This window comes from Mucilaginibacter ginsenosidivorans (assembly GCF_007971025.1).
GTDB lineage: Bacteria > Bacteroidota > Bacteroidia > Sphingobacteriales > Sphingobacteriaceae > Mucilaginibacter > Mucilaginibacter ginsenosidivorans.
In genome coordinates this window covers 3186364-3207867 of record NZ_CP042436.1, presented here as the reverse complement: position 1 = coordinate 3207867, position 21504 = coordinate 3186364, and the positions used below count along the sequence as shown (strand labels likewise).

At 45.2% G+C, this 21504-nt stretch carries 21 protein-coding genes and 1 tRNA gene; 12 read left to right on the top strand and 10 right to left on the bottom strand.

Going from position 1 to position 21504, the window contains the following annotated elements; all coding sequences use genetic code 11:
- Window positions 1–46: 46 nt before the first annotated feature.
- The 5 genes from FRZ54_RS14665 to FRZ54_RS14645 all read right to left on the bottom strand — a co-directional run bounded on the left by FRZ54_RS14665 (window position 47) and on the right by FRZ54_RS14645 (window position 7727).
- Window positions 47–3634 (bottom strand): CRTAC1 family protein, encoded by a 3588-nt coding sequence (locus FRZ54_RS14665; RefSeq protein WP_187359633.1) that lies wholly within the window; start codon window positions 3632–3634, stop codon window positions 47–49.
- Between the two features lie 740 nt (window positions 3635–4374).
- Entirely contained in the window at window positions 4375–5142 is a 768-nt protein-coding gene (locus tag FRZ54_RS14660; protein ID WP_147032332.1) for a LytR/AlgR family response regulator transcription factor, read from the bottom strand.
- Window positions 5130–6170, bottom strand: coding sequence for a sensor histidine kinase (locus FRZ54_RS14655; RefSeq protein WP_147032331.1), 1041 nt, complete (start codon window positions 6168–6170; stop codon window positions 5130–5132). Before FRZ54_RS14655 ends, FRZ54_RS14660 begins: the two co-directional genes overlap by 13 nt.
- On the bottom strand, window positions 6167–6631 hold the full coding sequence (locus FRZ54_RS14650; protein ID WP_147032330.1) for a hypothetical protein: 465 nt from the start codon (window positions 6629–6631) through the stop codon (window positions 6167–6169). The genes FRZ54_RS14655 and FRZ54_RS14650 overlap by 4 nt, the downstream gene beginning before the upstream one ends.
- Before the next feature lie 4 nt (window positions 6632–6635).
- Window positions 6636–7727: a heme-binding domain-containing protein gene (locus FRZ54_RS14645; protein ID WP_228462501.1), complete on the bottom strand. Its 1092-nt coding sequence runs from the start codon at window positions 7725–7727 to the stop codon at window positions 6636–6638.
- A 206-nt stretch (window positions 7728–7933) separates the two neighbouring features.
- On the opposite strand from FRZ54_RS14645, the gene FRZ54_RS14640 reads away from it, so the two are divergent.
- The 3 genes from FRZ54_RS14640 (at window position 7934) to FRZ54_RS14630 (ending at window position 10107) form a co-directional block, all read left to right on the top strand.
- Entirely contained in the window at window positions 7934–8386 is a 453-nt protein-coding gene (locus FRZ54_RS14640; RefSeq protein ID WP_187359632.1) for a GNAT family N-acetyltransferase, read from the top strand.
- Between the two features lie 104 nt (window positions 8387–8490).
- Window positions 8491–9075 carry a TetR/AcrR family transcriptional regulator gene (locus tag FRZ54_RS14635; RefSeq protein WP_147032328.1) on the top strand — a complete coding sequence of 195 codons (585 nt, stop codon included), beginning with the start codon at window positions 8491–8493 and terminating at the stop codon, window positions 9073–9075.
- A gap of 84 nt (window positions 9076–9159) precedes the next feature.
- Window positions 9160–10107, top strand: coding sequence for an alpha/beta fold hydrolase (locus FRZ54_RS14630; protein ID WP_228462500.1), 948 nt, complete (start codon window positions 9160–9162; stop codon window positions 10105–10107).
- A gap of 111 nt (window positions 10108–10218) precedes the next feature.
- Here FRZ54_RS14630 and FRZ54_RS14625 read toward each other — a convergent pair.
- Window positions 10219–10292 (bottom strand) — tRNA-Ile (locus FRZ54_RS14625).
- Window positions 10293–10447: 155 nt separating this feature from the next.
- Complete coding sequence (locus FRZ54_RS14620) at window positions 10448–11488, bottom strand: YncE family protein (RefSeq protein ID WP_228462499.1); 1041 nt, start codon at window positions 11486–11488, stop codon at window positions 10448–10450.
- A gap of 111 nt (window positions 11489–11599) precedes the next feature.
- Between FRZ54_RS14620 and FRZ54_RS14615 the strand changes: the two genes are divergently transcribed.
- Together FRZ54_RS14615 and FRZ54_RS14610 are read left to right on the top strand one after the other, a co-directional pair.
- Window positions 11600–12232: an HAD family hydrolase gene (locus FRZ54_RS14615; RefSeq protein ID WP_147032327.1), complete on the top strand. Its 633-nt coding sequence runs from the start codon at window positions 11600–11602 to the stop codon at window positions 12230–12232.
- Window positions 12229–12711: a DinB family protein gene (locus tag FRZ54_RS14610; protein ID WP_147032326.1), complete on the top strand. Its 483-nt coding sequence runs from the start codon at window positions 12229–12231 to the stop codon at window positions 12709–12711. Before FRZ54_RS14615 ends, FRZ54_RS14610 begins: the two co-directional genes overlap by 4 nt.
- Here FRZ54_RS14610 and FRZ54_RS14605 read toward each other — a convergent pair.
- Entirely contained in the window at window positions 12708–13910 is a 1203-nt protein-coding gene (locus FRZ54_RS14605; protein ID WP_147032325.1) for a proline dehydrogenase family protein, read from the bottom strand. The two genes, FRZ54_RS14610 and FRZ54_RS14605, sit on opposite strands and share 4 nt — an antisense overlap.
- Window positions 13911–13977: 67 nt before the next feature.
- Here FRZ54_RS14605 and FRZ54_RS14600 point away from each other — a divergent pair, with 67 nt between their 5' ends.
- The 3 genes from FRZ54_RS14600 to FRZ54_RS14590 are packed head-to-tail and all read left to right on the top strand — an operon-like array spanning window position 13978 to window position 15706.
- The gene (locus tag FRZ54_RS14600; RefSeq protein WP_147032324.1) at window positions 13978–14184 is read left to right on the top strand and encodes an RNA-binding S4 domain-containing protein; all 207 of its coding nucleotides are present in this window, start codon (window positions 13978–13980) and stop codon (window positions 14182–14184) included.
- A complete protein-coding gene (gene aroB / locus FRZ54_RS14595) occupies window positions 14184–15245 on the top strand; it encodes a 3-dehydroquinate synthase (RefSeq protein ID WP_317131584.1) in 1062 nt (353 codons plus the stop codon). Before FRZ54_RS14600 ends, aroB begins: the two co-directional genes overlap by 1 nt.
- 2 nt (window positions 15246–15247) lie before the next feature.
- Window positions 15248–15706, top strand: coding sequence for a DinB family protein (locus tag FRZ54_RS14590; protein WP_147032323.1), 459 nt, complete (start codon window positions 15248–15250; stop codon window positions 15704–15706).
- Window positions 15707–15740: 34 nt separating this feature from the next.
- Here FRZ54_RS14590 and FRZ54_RS14585 read toward each other — a convergent pair whose 3' ends face one another.
- Window positions 15741–16070 (bottom strand): type II toxin-antitoxin system RelE/ParE family toxin, encoded by a 330-nt coding sequence (locus FRZ54_RS14585; protein WP_147032322.1) that lies wholly within the window; start codon window positions 16068–16070, stop codon window positions 15741–15743.
- Complete coding sequence (locus FRZ54_RS14580; protein ID WP_147032321.1) at window positions 16060–16266, bottom strand: hypothetical protein; 207 nt, start codon at window positions 16264–16266, stop codon at window positions 16060–16062. The genes FRZ54_RS14585 and FRZ54_RS14580 overlap by 11 nt, the downstream gene beginning before the upstream one ends.
- A gap of 469 nt (window positions 16267–16735) precedes the next feature.
- Between FRZ54_RS14580 and FRZ54_RS14575 the strand changes: the two genes are divergently transcribed.
- The 4 genes from FRZ54_RS14575 to aroC all read left to right on the top strand — a co-directional run bounded on the left by FRZ54_RS14575 (window position 16736) and on the right by aroC (window position 21478).
- Window positions 16736–17656: a prephenate dehydratase gene (locus tag FRZ54_RS14575; RefSeq protein WP_147032320.1), complete on the top strand. Its 921-nt coding sequence runs from the start codon at window positions 16736–16738 to the stop codon at window positions 17654–17656.
- Between the two features lie 71 nt (window positions 17657–17727).
- The gene (locus FRZ54_RS14570; protein WP_147032319.1) at window positions 17728–18852 is read left to right on the top strand and encodes a chorismate mutase; all 1125 of its coding nucleotides are present in this window, start codon (window positions 17728–17730) and stop codon (window positions 18850–18852) included.
- Between the two features lie 88 nt (window positions 18853–18940).
- Entirely contained in the window at window positions 18941–20245 is a 1305-nt protein-coding gene (gene aroA / locus FRZ54_RS14565; protein WP_147032318.1) for a 3-phosphoshikimate 1-carboxyvinyltransferase, read from the top strand.
- Between the two features lie 138 nt (window positions 20246–20383).
- Entirely contained in the window at window positions 20384–21478 is a 1095-nt protein-coding gene (gene aroC, locus FRZ54_RS14560; RefSeq protein ID WP_147032317.1) for a chorismate synthase, read from the top strand.
- Window positions 21479–21504 lie beyond the last annotated feature (26 nt).

The following is a 21504-nucleotide window of genomic DNA, read 5'->3' as shown; positions in this document are numbered from 1 at the left end:
TACAGCACCCAAAACCGCAGCTCAGGTGCCGTAATTAAAACAAATATCATCGGGTCGACTTAGCTGATTTTTTAGACATCCCCGGCTTTAAGGCATTTTTAAAATCAAATGTAGTTACTTTTCGGGTATTGTATTTTTGCTGGTACTCCTGGTGTTCTTTGTCTGCAGGATAGGCAATATTTTTGCTATACGGATAGGATGGCATGCCGTGGAATGGCAGCGGGGCAACTGTTTGACCGTTGGCTGTGTTTAAATCTCCGTCCTTTACCCATCCTTCACTATAAATCAGGAAATCCCTTTTCCAGCCTTTGGGAACTTTAGGTAATCGCTGTTCATCGAAGTCAATGCTTATCTCGTCTCCGCCGTCTGCAATAATATATTTATCGTCTCCCTGTTGTAAAAGTGGCAATACATCGCCATAACGTGTATAATTACCCGTAAGGTCGCGCCACTTTTGGCCACCTGTTACATGATCGTAATCAAACCACTCAGGGCCGTAAGGGCCGCCTTTTCGGTAAGACGAGGAATAGCCCCTGAAACCCAGCGTTGCACGGGTCATTACAAGGTCGGTCATTCGCACAGGTGATTCTACACGGCCGGTAGTAAAGAATATATGGTCCCAATAGATCTGCATGTTGGTCCTGATACGAACGCGGTGGTCGTTTTTGGTCAGGAACTTACCCGAAAGGTCAGCAATAACCATCTTATCCCTCCCCATCGGGAACCCAAGATTAGAAATTACGGTTCTCCATTCTCCTTTGCCATCGATCACCTGTAAGCACGGCGGGTGGATTTTATATTTATCCGATTGTGTCATCGCCGTATTGATGCTGGCATCGGTCGGGAATATCCAGCCGCGCAAAAACAAACGCAGGCTATCGCCTTTTGCATTGTTCCCTAAATCAAGGATCAGATCATGGTCTTCGGCAAGTCCCTGGAATTTTCCTAACGAGAAGCTGGAGGCATACTGGAAATCATACCGGCTCACCTTTGGCAGCAGGTCATTACCCTTTTCGTCCTTTGCCGAAACCGGCAGGTATTTTCTTGCGGCCTGGTATACCTTCCTGCCCGGAAAAGGCGGAGGAACAAAACGCTCATCTACGTAAGTATCTACAGAATCAGGGTGATCCACTGCCACCAGCCCGGCTTTATCAAAGTATACCGCTTCCCATAGTTCTTCGGTGATCTTTATTCGGTACCGGCCATTTTTTGCCTTTAGTTTCTCGCCGGGTATCAGCAGGTATTCCTTTGAAGCATCCGAAAACGAATAGGTGGTATCCTTTCCATTTATGGCCAATGGCATGCCAAGCGCACTACGCCAAAGCATATCCTTAATAAACTCATATCGCTCTCCATTCCACGTAAATAAAAACGGACACGACCCTTTTAACATTTCCTGTTCAATGATCCTTTCACTGCTACTTGGGTCCGCAATGGTTTGGGGCATGCCATTTGGCCATACAACACGTACAGCATCGAGCTTGCTTCTGCTTCCAACCCCTAAATTTAAAACCGACCTTTTAACTGTTCTGGTCTGGTAAAGATCCCCGGCCTTTAGCGCAACCTGTGCCCCTATTCCCAGCCTGTTATTTTTACTATTGCCATAAGAAAGTCCTATAAGCTGTACCTGTAAATAATTATTTAAACTGCCTCCATCATTTCTGATCAATTGTGCACCATTTGGCCCCGAAAGGAAAATATCATCATCCCCATCGGCATTAAAATCAGCGATACCGATCTGATAAGCTTGCTGAACCGTTGGCGGTAACAAGTAAGACACATTGGTAAAACGTTTAGCCCCCTCGTTATGAAATAATTGCACGCCTTTCCCATTTGATTTATCAGTGGTTCCTGCCACCAGCAAATCAAGATATCCATCATTATCAAAATCCAAAAAAGCAACAGCATGAACGTCCAGGGAGCCCAGATAAGTACTGATTAATTTTGAAGACGGATCAACAACAAAGTGATTGTTTCCTGCATTTTTAAGCAGGCACGAAGGGGAATTTCTCTTTCCGGCAATAAATAAGTCCTGCATACCATCATTGTTATAGTCTGCAAAAGCCACTGCCGTGCCTGCAATTTTCAGTCTATTCAAGCCTGTTGACGATGTAATATCCTGAAATTTTGAATGCCTGTTATTATCAAGTAAAGCTATCCCGTTCTTTTCGCTGACGGTTACGATATCCAAATCTCCATCTGAGTCCCAATCTGCATAATCGATATCTTCTCCACCGTTTCTGGTGGAAGTAAGGCCCATACCTGCGGACTGCTCCGTAAATGTCCCATCGCCGTTATTTCTAAAAAACTTATTTCCAGCTTTTTGAGCAACATACAAATCCAGGTCACCATCCTGGTCAAAATCTGCAAATAAAAGCTTCTGTCCATTAACTGCATTCTTTATCCCTATGCCATCTTTTTGCTTGCTAAAAGTGCCGTCGCCATTGTTTTTATACACTAAAATTCCTTTTGTGTTCGCAATAAAAAGATCCTGGTAACCATCGTTATTATAATCCGCAAATGTCGCATTGTTATCTATGCCATCGTGACTTAAGCCACCCAAAACATTAGCCTCCCTAAAAGCACCTATCTCGCTGGTGAGCAAATGGCATTCTGTAGCGTTGCCTGTCGAATTACCAGTATACAGGTACATTTGCCCCATATTGTTATAATCCGTTACGGCTATTACCGAATGATCGATTTTCCCACCTTCTGAAATGCCGGGGACCACGTTCTTTGTAATGTCGGCGAAACTAATATCGTGTAACGTAATTTTTCTCGTTATTTTATTCTTGTGCGCTATTTGACTGGTAGTAAAATCGACGTTACCTTCCGGCAGTTTCGGACCTTCTATATCAGCTAATCCATCGGCATAAATAACTGTAGTTTTCATTAAATTATGAAATTGCCTGATGGAGGACAACGCGCTGGAAAACCGATTTGCCTGGATGGCGTTTATTGATTTTCTAAAAGCAATTGCAGCGGAAGAAGAGAAACCTGGTGAAATCTTTTTTATACTTTGAAGATATGACAATGCCGAATCGGAATTGCCATTCTCTGCAAATAACTCGGCTAACTCGAGGCGCAGGACAATATTGGCGGGGGCAAACGATAGTATTTTCAGCAAAGAAGCTTTCCTATTTTTATCGCCGGTACCGGGCGAAGTAAGATTCATTAACGTGTAATAGGCATACACATTTTTGGGGCTTTTACTAATTATCGTTTTTAGTTCTTTTGCCGCAGCGGGTTTGTCACCTTTTTGGACATATATTTTAGCCAAAATTGATCTTATTTCTAAATTGCCATTTTGAAATTTCAGGGCCGTGTTAGCTTCTTTTTCAGCTTCATTGTATCTTTTTTCCCTCAGGTAAAGCAATGATAGGTCTCTATAATTTGAGATTTTTTTGGGGTCGATTTGTATAGCTTTTAAAAATGCAGCTTCGGCCTCATATGGTTTGTTTTCTTGCAGGTATTGATAAGCAAGCATCCGAATGCTTGTTGTTTTATCGAATGCAGTATTTGCAGATTGAGCTTTACTAACGGTAGCAAAAAACATAAAAAATATACTCTGCAATAATATCCCCCAAAAAAGTGAAGAGCAAGTATGATAGCGTGTGGATGTATTAACTTTCATTGGTATTGTTATTAAATAATTTTCCCGCCTTATTGCCTCGTCCGTAGAAGGATTGAATTTTCTTCGAAGATGATCAGATATTATCATGCTAATCTATTACCGGTTTATTCTGTGATGCGCCAACGAAGTTAGAAATTATCCGGTAGCATTGAAAGGAACGCAATAGCGCTGCTAAATTCTTGTTTAATAGCAGGAGTATTATTTCCACCTAAGGCACTCTTGCGATATATTTACCGGGCTGTCTGATATATTTTCCCGGCTGTTCGAAGTTTATAAACTTCGGACTTATATGCCTGTAAATTGCATCGACAGAAAATCACCAAAATAAAAAAGCGAATAACTCTCGTTATCCGCTTTTGTGCGCGTAACTTGGCTATATGCCAAACTTTATTATCGATTGATTTTCAGCTAATTAATGTGAATACAAGAAGCCTGGTAGTCGCTTTGGAGTTCACCTTTCAGACACTCAAAACAGGCAAAAAAGAGCGATTTTGCAAGCAAAATTATACTGGGTTCCTGGATCGGGCACGACCAGGAGTGGACGTCCCGGAGTCATTGACCAGCTCGTTCCGATATAGCAAACAACTGATTCCCCATCGCTTTGATCCTATTAATTTGTTGGTGGTTAATCCCGAATTTCCTGACTGCCTGCACAACCTGTTAGTCCAAAGTGCACGGAATTGCCTGGTCAAAGTTCCGGGGAATCCTCAAGATGATCCCTGGTTCAAACATAAAGATATCTATCGATCACCCAGCCAGGATAAGAATATCTTCGTCTTATCTTTACCAACCAGTAACTTTTCATCGGTTGGTACTATTAAGGTGATATGTAACTTCCTTGCGAAGTAGTGTTCTACTTCTTTGATCGCGCTGAAAGCAATAAGATATTGACGGTTGAGCCGGAAAAAATCATGTTCATCCAGCTGCCGCTGAACTTCTTCGAGGGATTGGGCGACCTGGTATTGCTGACCATCCAGGGTCACCAGCGTAGTTGATTCATTACGTATATAAAAATAAGCCACCGCATCCGTGCCTATCGTATGATATTTATGCCGGCTGGTTACCAGGAAGTATTTTCTGAATGACCGGGGCTGAAGCTTTTCAATCAACTGCGATAGGTTTGCCGAAGTATTACCTGCCTGCTGGAAAAAATTTTTAAGATTCCGGACTTTCGCTAATGCCGCCGAGATTGTTTCCGCTGAAAAGGGTTTCAGAACATAATCTACGCCATTGGCTTTAAAAGCTTGCATCATATACTCATCGAATGCGGTGCAAAAGATGACCGGGACATCGACTTGTACCCGATTGAATATTTCAAAACAAAGCCCATCAGCCAGCTGAACATCCATAAAGATAAGATCCGGTTTTTTCCCTTCCCGAAGAAAGTCTGCGGCCGACCTGACGCTTTGGATAAATTTTATGATGCGGTTTTCCGCGTTCGCAGCCGTGATCAGCCTGGCAAGCGCCCGGGCGGTTTTTAACTCATCTTCTATGATCAGAATTTCCATGATACGACAGGGAGCTTAACCCTAAAAATATCAGCACGCCTCTCGACAATGATCGGGCTATGGTTAAGGTGCAGGTAACGCTCATTGATGTTCTCCAGTCCCATCCCGGTTGAAGGCTCGGGTTTTAGTTTTGGCTGCAGGTTATTTTCCATGACCATAAATTCACCATCTGTGTAGAGTTTTATTTGGAGCGGCATTTCCAGAGAGATTACATTATGTTTAATACAGTTCTCTACAAGTAATTGTAAGGTGAACGGCGGTATTGCCATCCCCTTTTTGTTTAGGGGCAAATCAATACGCATGGCTATTCCATCTTCAAACCGCGCTTTTAGCAAAAACAGGTAAGCTTCCAGGATTTGCAATTCCTCATCAAGGGTAATCAGGTCATTTACACGATTCTCAAGCGTGAAACGATAAAAATCCGATAGCTTCAGGATAAACTCAGAGGCATTAGCATCCTGCATGTCGACCATTGATTTTAGGGTATTAAGGCTATTGAAAAGAAAGTGTGGATTCACCAGCTGTTTAAGCAACTCAAATTTGGCACTGACATGGTCCGCTTTGGTACGCTCCAGTTCAATGCTGATCAGTTGTGTATGAAAGTTTTGATAAAGCAGGAATAAAAAAACGTATATGGTTAAGTTGATCAATATGCCTCTGAACTCATACATCATCAGCATGGAGTCGAGGGGATAGCCGGGTACCAATACCTGGTGCAGCAGTACCAGGGCGATCATTAATCCAATGCCAACAAGCAGGCTTAACGCCAGCCTGCGGCTGAAAAAGCGGTCGTTAATCGGCGCCCCCGAATATTTCGGCAATTGATACAAATTAAAGTACCAGGTGAACAGGGTAAACAGGAACGCGATCGATGCATCGATCATCAGTTCGCCTATGGTGATATGCAACTGCAATATCTTGGGAATAGATGCCAAAACACCCATAAATAATGCGCTAATCCAAATCATCGGTCCGGAAACCTTGAAAACGTTTCCTGATGCATTGGTTATTTTCTTTGAGTAGATCATGGCATGATGCTGGCTTGCATCGCAAAGATACTTTTAATACGGCCATTTTGGCCGGTCGTGTCCCGGACAATGCCGTGTTGTTTACGCATATAGCGCGAATAGTGAATGGTTTGGGGGTCACTTGCTGTCGTAATTTGTTCGACAGATTCAACGTCGGCGGGGATATTGGCACCGAACCAATGCTCATCCGGCTTTTGTTTCCAGGTCACGAGCACCAGTTTTTCGCCCGGCGCAATTGGGCCGTTTGAACGCGACCGGCTAACTGAAACCGAATTTCCATATAAAGTCGCCATAGTATGCTGCCTTTTATTGATGGATGAAGCTATTAGGCCCAGGTTGCTAATGCCAAATGCCGACGGCACCGATGCCTTATAATTAATATCTTCGTCAGGGGCTTTATCTTGCTTGCACGCGGTTATCGATAATGCGGCCAACACGAAAAGTAGGATATGAAATTTCATTGTTTTAATTGTTTAATGGCGAGGTGAATACAAAATCTTGGTCTTCCTGTGGCTTGTGACAGTTCATACATTCATTGGTAAACATCACGGTTTTTCCATAGGGTACCATTCTAGGCGTTTTAAACCGGGCAAATCCCCAGCCATGGGTAGACTTAAAGCGTTCGTGGTCTTTGATCATATATTCAATTTGTTTGAATGCGCCGGTGCTTACATTCCCTGCTTTGTCCTCCAACTGATCCCAGGCCACTTTCGCAAATATGGTGCCGTCAGGCCAGGGGTTGATCTTATGCGAATGAATTGCACTAACAGCAATATCATTGCCAAAAATTACGCGCATCGTGCCGTTATCCATGCGTTCCGTCGTACTAATGGCCTGCCAATGCTTATATTCCGGCATATAGCTGATCCCGTTAAGCGATACGGGTAACTTCATTGGGCTCTGAGCTGTAGGTATCACATTTTTTTGTTTTTGAGCTGCATTTATAATGGAGGTGTCACCTGGTTTTCTTTTGACCATTGCTGCCATGTAGTCTTTTAAAACAGCCAAGTCCTGCGGAGAAATCTTCGATTCATGATGAACGAATTCGTAGTCCTTAAGCGGCATGGCTCCGGCGATGATTTGATTGACCGCTTCCCAAAGCTTTGCCTTACGATCGCCTGGGGCAAGTTTATCCCATTCGGAAAAATTTAATCCGGCCCGGCCGGCATTCACATGAGCCGCAACGCGCCAGTAAACAGGTGAAATCTTATCGAACCAACGCAGGTTGGTCTGATTGGAATGGCAATCGTAGCAAGCCCGCCTGACGATCGCCTTGACATGCTCAGGGGCCTCGAAATCTCCTGTAACCGGTTTCAGCGGGATCTGCGGCCGGATAAACTGCAAGCAAATCAGGATAACAATGCCTGCAGCCGACACGCTAAATATTATCTTCTTGTTTTTCATAACAATGCAAAATAACGGTATTTCTCTGCAGCGGGAAATGAAAACAAGGCGCTGTCCGGCAAAACTGGCGGTGAACACGGCATTGGGGAAGACGGGTCGGGCATGAGTCGAATTGGTAGCAATCCAACAAATGCCGAATTCAGGATCCGACATGGCGGGAAACAACGAGTGTATAAACAACTTGCAAGGAATCAAGAGGCGGCTAATGGTTTAAATCGGCAAAAAAGGGGTTCGAAAGTAACCCGGGCTGTCCGAAGTTTATAAACTTCGGACTGGCTGGAACGATATGTATTTTACTAGTGGCCGTAACGGAAGTCAAAATGCGCTTTACCGCAATTTATTATTTCCTAAATTTGAAGATGTTGCCTGCGGATAGTCCCCAACTAATAGAATTTTCTGATCAGAACTTTTTCCTCGTTCATCATTTATTGAAGGAATCGAAGGCAGACGGGTATAATTTCATAGAGCGAACGATAGATGACTGGAACAGCGGAACGAATAAATTTTCGAAACCGGGCGAGAAATTATGGGGGCTGGTTTTGGTGACAGATCCGATCGCCATCGGCGGCCTTAATCATGACCCTTATGCCGGTGATGAAAATGTTGCGCGGGTCCGTCATTTATATGTCCGGGAGGCTTACCGTCGAAAAGGCCATGCCTCTGTATTAATGAGAACTATTATTGACGAAGCCAAACGACATTTTACCCATCTCCGGCTATATACGGATAATCCCGCTGCCGGCAAATTTTATGAAACTTTGGGTTTTCAAAAAGTCTCCACCCCGAAAGCAAGCCACGTGCTGAATTTTTGAACTGAATTCATGTTAGCGGTCATCCTGGTGTCAACCTCTTGGTGACGGCTTGTCGTAATTCACATAAAAATTGATAATTTTGCACCAGTCACTCCAAAACCACCATGGCCCGACCCAGAACGTTTGATGAAGATACAGTAATTGACAAAGCACTACACTTGTTTTGGAAAAAGGGGTTTTCCGAAACCTCGTCACGCGATTTGATTGCCGCCACAGGCATGAGCAATGGCAGCCTGTTCAATAGTTTTGGAGACAAGACAAACTTATACCTCGCGTGCCTTCAAAGGTATAACGGAACATACATCACTGCCCTGGAAAATTTGCTTGTTTCCGAACTTCCCTTTAAAGAAAAAATACAAAAAGTGTTCAAAAGCACGGCAAAGAAAGTTTCCGTTACCGGTGATTATGAAGGCTGTTTTTTTTTCAATAGTTCGGTTGATAATGGTATCCACGATGCCGCCATTTCAACTTTAATCGCCGCCATTCAACAAAGGCTTGAACAAGCCTTCTGTACTGCCGCTGACCAGGCCAGGGACAACAAGCAATTGGCAATTAAATCCGACAGCACTCAAATAGCGCAATACTTAATGATGATCACCAATGGTCTGCGTGCGATGGTAAAAGGCAACACTCCCGTTGAAGATATAGACCAGGTTATATATTCGGCGCTCAAATTCCTGCCATTTTAAAATAGTAAAATAATTTTGGAGCATTCGATCCAATATTATACTTTTGCCTTGTTTTGGAGCAATCGCTCTTAATTATTATTCATTATGAAAACAAAGTTAGTTTTACTCATGTACGCCTGGCTGGGCTTCAGCGGCGTAACGACAGCTCATTCCGAATCAGGGATCAGGGACCTAAAGTTCAGGACCGCCAAAGTGGACGGATTAACCATCTTTTACCGCGAAGCGGGCGATCCGGCAAAGCCGGCAATCCTGCTGCTGCATGGATTCCCTTCAACTTCACACATGTATGATGGGTTAATAAACGACCTGGCCGGCAATTATCACTTGATTGCGCCTGACTATCCGGGCTTTGGCAATAGCAGCCAGCCCGACCCCGGCATCTTCGTTTACAGTTTCGATCATATCGCTGCCGTTATGATGGATTTTATTGAGACCCTGGGTTTAAAGAAATTTAGCCTGTACATGCAGGACTACGGAGGACCAATAGGATTCCGCATAGCATCCGCTTATCCCGGCAAAATTAGTGCGCTTATAATCCAGAATGCCAACGCTTACACGGATGGATTAGGCAATGGTTTTAGTAACATTATGAACATGCAGCGCGCGGGCGATCAAAAAGGTGTAGCCGATATTCTTCATAAAATCATTTCGCTCGATGGCATTAAGGTGCAGTACACGCAAGGCGCAGCAAACCTGGAAAGTATTGCGCCCGAAGCCTACCTGACAGATTTTTATTATGTACAACGTCCGGGTAATGCAGATATCCAGGCAGTGCTGTTTTACGATTATCACAACAATTTATCTCAGTACCCTATTTGGCAGCGTTATTTTAAGCAACATCAGCCACCGGCGTTGATTGTCTGGGGTAAAAACGACCCGATTTTTACAGCACCTGGCGCAAACGCTTATAGACAGGACCTACCGCATGCGGAAATCCATTTACTAAACAGCGGACATTTCGCCCTGGTGGAATATCACCGTCAGGTCGCTGCCTATATAGTTTCTTTTCTCCGAAAAAAAGGCATTAGATAACTCTGCCCCGCTGTCCGGAGTTTATAAACTTCGGACTTATATGTTTGTAAATTGCATCCGCAGAAAATCACCCAAATAAAAAAGCGAACAACTCTCGTTATCCGCTTTCAGTGCGCCCACCTGGGCTCGAACCAGGGACCAAAAGATTATGAGTCTTCTACTCTAACCGACTGAGCTATAGGCGCTGAAAATGTCTTAAATTTTCGGCTGCAATATTACGGATTCACAGCGGTATTTCAAAAATGAATTTTGCGTTTAGTTGCCGGCGGTGCAGAAGTTACAAAGATTGAAGCAGTTATGTTTTATAACCACCTCAACCTTTACCATCATTGTAAGTACATTACTTACCAACCTCTATCACATGGAACGAGCCTGGCTCCATCCGTGGGCGGGGCCGTGGATTGTCCGTTGTTGCCGCCGGAGCCGGGCCAAATTTGGCAGTCGGTAAATACAAATGATGCGTTACCAGGTCGATACCGATGGTGCGTGCGCCGGGTTCGGTCGGTATGTTTTCGATAAACTCGTATTTGTCAGCGCTGATCTCTTTAACTACTGTTATGTTGCCTTCGCCGTTTGAAACGTAGATCATTTTCAATTGGGGGTCAAATACTAAACCGTCCGTACGGCCTGCCGGAAATTTGGCAACCGTTTTGCCGTTCGAGGCATTCATAACAACCAATGTTTTACTATCGCCGCAGGCTATAAACAAACGATTGGTTTTGACGTCGATACCCAGGCCCGATGGCGACGAACCGCCATCAATTTTATAACTCGTGATTTCCTTAAAACTGGTAGCATCAACTACGTGGACAACACTATTGTCTTCGCCGTTAACAAATATCTTCCCTTTTCCATCAGAAACAGCCGTCTCCAATTTTTCACCTAATTGAACAGTGGCCACAACTTTTTCGGTAACCGGGTCAACAAAGCTCAGGTCATGACTTCCCCCATTGCAGGTGATGATCTTTTTCGAAAAATCGTCATAAAAAATGGCATCGGGGTTCTTTGCCGGTAACGCTATTTCACCCTTTGTCGCCAGCGTTTTCATATCAAATACCGTTATCGTGTTACTGCGCCCGTTACTGGTATAACCTTTACCCAATGCGGGCACAAGCGCTATACCGTGCACTCCCGCAGTTTTGGGTATATAGCCAACCGAATCGCCGGTGGTACTCAGAACATTCACCTGTGTTCCGTGCGATACGTAAACACGTTTGTTGGCGCCATCTGCTAAAATATAATCCCACCCGCCCGGACTGGCGATCTTATAATCATTCAGCACTTTAAACCCGGTGGTTTTTTGTGCCCAACTGTTGCACGGAACGATAGCTGCAATACCGGCGGTCGCCAGCGCTGCTGCATATTTCTTTAATAAGTTCATTGTTTGAGGTTTTTTTATGCTATGTTAAATACAGATTCTGAAGTAATATTGTAGAAAGCTTTACCAGGTGCCCGGGATTGCGCACTTGCCGACTAATCAGCATATTTGCCTATGCAAAATATCAAAAACATCATCTTCGATTACGGCAACGTTATCTTCCTGCTCGATTTCCAAAAATTAAGGGAAGGCTGGGAATCTATCGCCATCAGCGGGCCCGACGCTTTTTTCAGTCACGGTGTACAGCACCCCATATTCGACCAGTTTGATAAGGGGCTAATCTCTCCTGCCGAATTCAGGAATTTTATCAGGGAAAAGTCGGGCAAAGAGGGAATTACTGATGAAGAAATTGATGCCGCCTGGAACAGCCTGCTTTTGGGCGTGGATGACGGCACGCATGATATTTTAGCTGAATTGAACAAAAAATACCGCACCTTTTTGCTGAGTAACATCAACCCGATACATTACGGGTATATTATGGATTATTTGAAGGAAGAATTCGGCTTTGAAAACAATGATCACCTGTTCGAAAAGACCTATTACTCCCATTTTGTCGGATTGAGAAAACCCGATTCAGCTTTTTTTGAAAAGGTTTTGAACGAAAACGGACTGGTGCCCGGAGAGACTTTGTTTATAGACGACATTGCAGCTAATCTTGAACCCGCCAAAGCGCTTGGCATTCAAACTTTCCTGATGCAGGCACCGGATACAGTTCAGGCATTTATAAAAAGAGAAGGACTGCTATGATGAGTAAACTGCTGACCTCACAATACGAAGCGGTAAAAGGCGCAAGGCATGCCTTATTTACCTATTGCGAAGATATGTCGCCTGCCGACTTGTTTAAGCAGGTCGAAGTTTTCAATAACTCCAGTATTGTCGATCTGCTGGTGCATAATGTAAATACCTATATAAGCTGGGTCAATAATTTCGGGCTTAACAGGAATACATCGTTCTATAAAACTGCGGATGTCAAAAGTCTTGATGAAATAAGAATGCTATTTGAAAAAGTGGATAGCATTATGGCCGAGTTCCTGGAAAAGCACCGTAACAATTTAGAAGAGCCCTTCACCGCTATGGTCAAACATCGCGGCTTTCCCATGACTTTGAGCCCGCTGCAGCTTTACACCCAGGCCATCACGCATGAGTTTCATCATAAAGGACAGATAGTAACCATGAGCCGCTTGCTGGGCTATACGCCGGTGGATACAGATGCGATCCGGTTCTAAAGTTTTCTTCTTTTTCTTTCCTTCAATATCAGCCCCAACTCCCGGCTCATTTGCCCGGCTATAGCCGTGTTCTCCTGCGCACGGCGGAACAAATACGGCAGCACTGCCTTAACCGGTCCGTAAGGCACATATTTAGCAACATTATACCCCGCATCCGCCAGGTTAAAACTCAGGTTATCGCTCATGCCCAGCAATTGAGAAAAATAAACATGGGGATGGTTATGGGCGAAGTTCTTTTCGTTCAGCAGATCGGCCAGCAGGCGGCAGCTGTTTTCGTTATGGGTACCGGCTACGAAGGCCACTTTTTCAACATTCTCTACACAAAAACGTACCGCTGCATCATAATCCCGGTCGGCCGATTGCTTATCAGGTTGGATCAGGCATTCATAACCCATCTCGGCAGCGCGTTTGCGTTCTTTTTCCATATACGCTCCGCGAACAAGTTTCGCACCTAAAATAAAATCTTCGGTTACTGCTATATTGTGATCGTCCTTTAACGACTGTAGTTTATCGTGGCGGTAAAGCTGGTAAGTATTGTAGACAATAGGCTTATCCTTATTAAACTTGCGCATCATATTTAACGCAAGCATGTCTATAGTTTTCTGTATCCATGTTTCTTCGGCATCTATCATTACCGGCACACCGGTTTCATAAGCTTTGGTGCATATCGCCAATACCCGGGCCTGCACTTTTTTCCATTCAGCCTCCTCGGCGGCGCTCAGCTCGACGGCCGCGTCCAGTTTCTCGAGCAACCCAAAACGCGCAACGCCGGTAACTTTAAATACCGTGATCGGCACTGCCTTATCGCCTGTAGCGCGCCTGATGGTTAAAATGATCTCGTCGCGGGTGTTATCAAATACCTGTTCATCATCTTCGCCTTCAACCGAATAGTCCAATATGGTACCTACCCCGCCCTGCGAAAGATTTTTGATGGTATTATCACATTCTTCAATGGTTTCGCCGCCGCAAAAATGTTTGAATATGGTTGCTTTTATCAGGCTTTTTATTGGCAGGCCTATGCTCATTGCGAAATTGGTTATCGGCGGACCAATTTTCACGAGGAAATTAACATTGATTATCCTGAACAGCCAGTAGGCACGTTTCAGGTCGGTATTGGATGAATGACGGAATGCGATCTCGGTATTTTCAAAAGACAGGGCCCCCTTACCGGGACCGGCAACAGTTTCATTATTGAGCATGGCGCAAAATTAGAAAATGCAAAGCAAATAACTCATTATCCTTTGAATAGTTTATTTTTGCCCACCCATGATCGAGTTCAAAATAGAAGGCGACTTTATACCGATGATCCAGCTACTGAAAGCCACCAACCTGGTGCAAACCGGCGGCGAGGCACAAATTGTGGTTGACGACGGCAAAGTAAGATACAACGGCGAAGTGGATTACCGCAAGCGTCTGAAGGTTAGGAAAGGCGACCTGGTCGAATTCCGCGGGCAAACTATTAAGGCTATATAATGATGAATACGCTACAAAGCATAGGCTACCCTATATATTTTAACGATACACTACCCGAACTGGTGAATTTTATCCAACAGGGTAATTATTCACGCTTTTTCATTTTAACCGATGAAAATACCGGCAAACACTGCTTGCCCCTTATACAGGCGCAGGTGGAGAAAATGGATAATTTTGATATCATCGAGATCAACGCCGGGGAGGAAAGCAAGAACATCGATTTTTGCGTAGGCGTATGGAAAATGCTGATCGATTTTGGTGCCGACAGGCAAAGCTTGCTCATTAACCTGGGTGGCGGCGTTATCAGCGACCTGGGCGGCTTCGCAGCCTCTACCTATAAACGTGGTATCGATTTTGTGCACGTGCCCACTACCCTGCTTTCGCAGGTGGATGCTTCTGTAGGCGGTAAAACCGGCATCGACCTGGAGAATATCAAAAACATTATCGGCACATTTACCCAGCCCAAAGCGGTATTTATTGAGCATGCTTTCCTAAACACATTGCCTGCCAGGCAGATACTTTCCGGCCTGGCCGAAATGCTGAAGCACGGGTTAATTGCTGATGCCGGGTACTGGAATAAATTGAAATTCAGCGATCTCCAAAATCCATCTGCAGAATTGGTTCATCATTCGGTTGCGATAAAAAATAAAGTCGTTATCGAGGACCCGCACGAAAAGGGCATCCGCAAGAGCCTTAATTTCGGTCATACCATTGGTCACGCGGTAGAGACCTATTCGTTGATGAACGACGACAACCCGCTTACACACGGCGAGGCAATAGCCATCGGGATGATCTGCGAGTCAAAACTTTCGGTGATGAAAACCGGGCTTAAAGACGATGAGTTGAACGAGATCGTTGACATCATCGGCGGCTTGTATCCGGCGTACGAAATAGATCGGCCGTGCTACAAAACGCTGTACAACATTATGCTGAAGGACAAAAAGAACCAGAACGGGAAGATAAATTGCTCGTTACTGACAAAAATAGGTGAATGCCGTATTGATAATGTGTGCACGGAAGAGGAACTTTACGCAAGTTTAGCCTACTATTCATCTCTATAGCCATGCTTTATTCTTCGCTTGTTTGCCGGCTTAAATCGCAGCACCTCGCCTTGTCCGAGATCGTCAATCACCTTGATGAAAAGCAACTGAACAGGCAGCCCGAACCGGGTAAATGGAGCATTAAAGATAATATTGCACATATGGTAACTTACCAGCCGGTTTTTATGGCCCGTGTTCACCAGATACTGAAAGGCGGCACGCCGGCATTTAACGCCTACCGCGCGGATAACGAGCCCGATTTTATAGCAGCGCGCGAATTGCCATTGAACGAACTCATGCGCAAACTGATGGGCAACCGCAGGCAGATACTGGAACTGATAACCAACCTGACCGACGACGACCTGCTATTACAGGGCACCCACCCCAAATATGGCACCCTGACCATTACCGAATGGACAGAATTTTTCCTGCTGCACGAGGCGCATCATTTGTTCACGATATTCAGGCTGGCGAAGGGATAAAATCGATTATCGTTAGAATGCTAGACAATTAATTTTAAAGAGGAACATGTTCGAGCAATTCTTCAAGCTCTTTAGCGGTAATATTCTCCTTTTCCGACTTATCATAAATTATTAGCAGGAAAACAGTCTGCTCATTCACCAAAACATTGGTGATCACCCGAGCACCTCCGCTTTTCCCCTTTCCTTTGGAAGCAATTGAAATTCGGATTTTATAGCAGTTTTTACCAAGTGGAGTGCCTTGTACGGGATTCTGCTCGAGGCTATCTAACAAATCTCCATACTCTTTTTTAAGTGATGGATATTTTTTCGCTAGTTGTTTAAGCTGCCTGTCAAATGGCTGTATCGATATTACATTATAGCTCATCCAGCAATTCCCTTGCAGGTCTTCCTTTTAGCTTACCTTCCCTAACCAGTTTAAGGTTTTCAACAGCCTCCTTTATTTCTTCCATCAGTACAGCCTTCTCGCCCGAAATAGGCTTAACTTTTACATAAGACAACCCATTGAGTACATCCAGTAACGAAGATGCCTTGCTATCTTTTATATCTAATAACACTCTCATTTAAGCAAAAATAACGAATACCGGGAGCATATCAAAGCTAAATTTACGTGCATTTCTATATTTAAGGTCCATAATTTGTTTGCGATATTCAGGCTGGCGAACGGGTAAAGCTACCCCCTATTTCCTGTGAGCACAGAGGAAACCGCGTAGTCGCATCTGGGGACACGGCCAACGGGTTTGAATCCGATAGACAGACTTACAAAGTTTTGAAAACTTCGTGAGCCTCAAACAGCAAATAATATTCTGTTCAACCCTCATTTTTTCAGAAAAATAAAATTTTCTATTGACAGAACATTTTTTTCGTGTACATTTACAGCGTAATAAAAACAATGAAGTTTAACAGCGCATATTTTTATGGTTACTACTTTTACTTTAACAGTAAGAGCCGGGACTAATATGCGTAAACAACATATAAGAAAAAACTGAAAAGTCCCGGCCAAAAACCGGGACTTTTTGCATAAAAGGGTTTATGAAGGACAAAAAACCAAGAGTTGCGATACAGGGTATCAGGGCCTCTTTCCACGAGGAAGCCGCGTTTATCCATTTCGGCGAGGATATTCAAACTATCGAATGCTCATCGTTCAAACAAACGTTCGAGGCGCTGCAGAACAAGGAAGCCGATTACGTGGTAATGGCCATTGAAAATAGTATTGCCGGCAGCATACTGCCCAACTACTCGCTGATGATGAGCTATAACTTCCCGGTTGTGGGCGAAGTGTACCTGCCCATCCAGCTGCACCTGCTGGCTTTGCCGGGCGTAAAGTTCGAGGATGTGAAATATGTCACCTCCCACCCCATCGCCATACGCCAATGCATCGATTTTTTCGATGAATACCCGCACCTGAAAGTAGTAGAAAGCAGCGATACCGCCGCCTGCGCCAAACGCATCAGGGAAGAAGAGTTGACAGATACCGTGGCCATAGCCAACACCCTGGCCGCCAAACTTTACGGGCTCGACATCATGGAGCGCCGCATCGAATCGAACAAAAAGAACTTTACCCGTTTCCTGATACTTACCCATCATGAAAACGTGGAGAAGAAAGATATTGATAAAGCTTCATTATGCTTCCAGGTGAGCAACCAGGTTGGCGCGCTGGCCAAAGTGCTGCAAATATTCGCAGAGCAAAACATCAACATGAGCAAAATACAGTCGATGCCGGTTTTAGGCAAGCGTAACGAATATAATTTTTATGTGGATGTGGAGTGGGATAACACGAAACAATACGACACCGCCATCCGCCAGGTGCTCAAATACACCCACAACTTCAATATCCTGGGCGAATACCAGCGCCACGAAGATGAATTTGTGCAGAACGAACGCGAGCAGAAATTCCGCGCCCAGGAAAAGATCACACGGAAATACATTAACGTTAAGAAAATAGTAAAATGAGTCCGGAAGTCGGAATTCAGAAGTAAGAAAAATAACAATAAAACAATCCAGCAATACAACAATAAAAAGACATGAAACTTGAACTAAACATACAGCCGCTTGAATCGTGGATACAGGCGAAATCTGAGCCGCTGCTGATAGCAGGTCCCTGCAGTGCTGAAACAGAAGAACAATTAGTAGCTACGGCACATCTGCTGGCGCAAACCGGCAAAGTAACCGCCCTGCGTGCCGGTATTTGGAAACCGCGTACCCGTCCGGGTGAGTTTGAAGGCATCGGTAGCATTGGCCTCGAATGGCTGAAACGCGCCAAAGAAGAAACCGGCCTGCCAACTGCCGTTGAAGTTGCTAACGCGAAACACGTAGAAGAAGCCTTAAAAGCTGGTGTTGACATCCTTTGGGTAGGCGCGCGTTCGACAGTGAACCCGTTCACCGTACAGGAAATTGCCGACGCTCTGAAAGGTGTTGACGTACCGGTAATGGTAAAAAACCCGGTAAATCCTGATCTATCTTTATGGATAGGCGCTTTGGAGCGTATCAACGGTGCAGGTATCACCAAACTGGTTGCCATACACCGCGGGTTTTCATCGCACGAAAAATCGGCTTTCCGCAACGAACCGATGTGGGACCTGGCCATCAACCTGAAAACACACGCACCAAACCTGCCGATCATTTGCGACCCGAGCCATATTTGCGGTAACCGCGAACTATTAGGCTATGTTGCTCAAAAAGCGCTCGACCTGGATATGCAGGGATTAATGATAGAATCTCACATAGACCCAAGCGTTGCCTGGACCGACGCCAAACAGCAAGTTACTCCTGCTGTATTGGTTGAGATCATCGACCGTTTGACCTTACGCAAGCCTGAGCTGCAAGGTGCTGCGAAAGACGTACTGGCAGAACTGCGCACGCAGATAGACAAGCTCGATGACGTGGTATTCCAGAAAATGGCCGAGCGTATGAAAATTGTAGAGAAGATTGGTAACTATAAAAAGGAAAACGATATCACCATTTTACAGGTTAACCGCTGGGACGAGATATTGAACAAACGCGTTGCTTACGCTAAAGCATTGAACCTAAGCCCTGAGTTTGCTGAAAAATTACTGGAACTGATCCACAGCGAATCTATCCGCAAGCAAACCGAGATCATGAACAAAGGCCAGGAAAACCAACCACAGGAAAAACTGACGCACGCGTAATCAGATATGAGATGTGAGATTTGAGATATGAGACAGCGTTCATTTTTTGTCTCATATCTCAAATCTCACATCTCAATACTCACGAAAGATGAAGGAAAATATCATCCTTACTAAAAAAGGCAAATCTGTTAACGGTACGATACAGCTCACCGGTTCCAAAAGCGAATGCAACCGGGCGTTGGTTATTGGTGCGCTGAGCGGCGGCAAAGTGAAAGTGGAAAATATTTCAGATGCGGCGGACACTGTTACTTTGATGGAAGCCCTGAATCCGAAGTCTCGAGTCTCAAGTCAACATGAAGACTCTGGACTCAAAACTGAAGATTTAAGACTCGTAAACATCGGCCCCGCGGGGACAGCCATGCGTTTCCTGGCTGCTTACTTTACTTTGCAGCCTGCCGGCCGGAAAGGCGGGGATGAGGAGGTAATACTGACCGGCAGCGAACGCATGAAACAACGCCCGATAGGTATTTTGGTGAATGCTTTGCGGGAGATCGGTGCTGATATTGGATATGCGGAAAATGAAGGCTTCCCTCCGCTTCGCATCAAGGGCGGTTTTGAGCAGAAGACCGACACCATCAGCATTAAAGGGGATATCAGCAGCCAGTATGTCACAGCGCTGTTACTGATCGCTTCGCAACTGCCGTTGGGTTTGACTTTGCAAATTGAAGGTGAATTAACTTCAAGGCCTTATGTCGAAATGACTTTGGCCATGCTGCAGCAAGCCGGTATTCAGCATCAATGGGATGGAAACAGCATCTATATCACGAAACAGGATTTTAAGGAAACAACGCTTTATGTTGAACCCGACTGGAGCGCAGCCTCATACTGGTATGCCATTGCAGCTTTGGCTGATGAGGCTGAGCTATTTCTGCCGGGATTGACCGCTTACAGCTTGCAGGGCGATAGCGTGATCACCGAGATCATGGCAAACTTTGGTATCACCTCGCAGTTTAAGGATGGCGGCGTGCACCTGAAAAAAGAGCCGAAACCTTTGGCACGAAAGATATTCGATATGAAAGCCTGCCCGGACCTGGCGCAAACGGTAATCGTGGTATGTGCAGCTTTAGGTCACGATGCCACGTTCACAGGTTTGGAGACTTTGAAGATCAAGGAAACAGACCGCGTGGCAGCGCTGCAAAACGAACTGGCCAAGATCGGGGTCAAGCTGATCGAAAAAGGCCAGGTTTATAAGCTGGATTGCAGCCAAAAGCATATCCCGGAAAAGGTCTTCATCAACACTTACGACGATCACCGCATGGCGATGGCATTTGCCCCGCTGGCTTTGATAGTGCCGGAAATCGAGGTGGAAGACTACATGGTAGTTGAAAAATCGTACCCGGCGTTTTGGGAGGATTTGGAGAAGGCGGGTTTTTCTTTTGAGGTGAAAGGATAAAAGGTTATACGTTGGACGTTTTACGTAATACGTAATATCTCCTTCAAACGTAAGACGTACCACATATAACGTACAACAATAGTAATTTAGCAGGCAATCGGTGTAATCATAACCACATCGGTGTAATCATAAAATCATATGGCAGGGAATTCATTCGGGCAATTATTCAGGATAACAACTTTCGGCGAATCGCATGGCGAAGCTATCGGCGTCATCATCGACGGCTGCCCGGCGCAATTGCCTGTCGACCTCGAATATATTCAGTCCGAACTGGATAAGCGCCGGCCCGGTCAATCCAAGATAACTACGCAACGCAAGGAAAGTGATACAGTGCAAATTCTGTCGGGTATATTTGACGGAAAAACAACCGGTACGCCAATTGCCATGCTGATACCTAACGAGGACCAGCGCTCAAAAGATTATTCGCATAATGTGGATGTGTTCCGGCCCTCACATGCCGATTATACGTACCAGGCCAAATATGGCATCCGCGATCATCGCGGCGGCGGGCGGTCGTCCGCAAGGGAGACCGCGGCGCGTGTTGCGGCAGGTGCGATTGCCAAACTATTGTTGAAGACACAAGGTATTGATGTTGTGGCCCATGTGAGCAGCGTGGGACGCATCAATGCCCCGAATATTGAGATCAGCGATGCACAGGAGTTTATTGACGAACGCGAAAAAAACATTGTCCGTTGTGCCGACCCGGCAACAGCCGAAGAAATGATAGCGCATATAGATGCTGTCAGGAAAAGCGGCGATACCGTTGGCGGCAAGGTAACCTGTTTTATCAAAAACTGCCCGGTGGGCCTTGGCGAACCGGTTTTTGACAAGTTGCATGCCGACCTGGGTAAAGCCATGCTAAGCATCAACGCCGTACATGGCTTTGAATACGGATCAGGGTTTGAAGGCAGCGAAATGAACGGTTCAGAACATAACGACCTTTTCATCAAAAACAGCAAAGGCGAGATCATGACCCGCACTAACTTTTCGGGCGGCATACAGGGCGGTATCAGCAATGGCATGCCTATCGAATTCAGGGTAGCATTTAAGCCCGTGGCAACCATCATGCAAAGCCAGCCTACGGTTGACAGCAAGGGCAATGAGGCCGAAATCTCCGGCAAAGGCCGCCACGACCCCTGCGTAGTACCGCGCGCCGTGCCTATCGTCGAAGCAATGGCCGCTTTGGTTATTGCTGATCATTGGCTGCGGAACCGCAATTCTGTGTTAAGCTGAAAGCGAAAAGACTAAAGCTGAAAGCT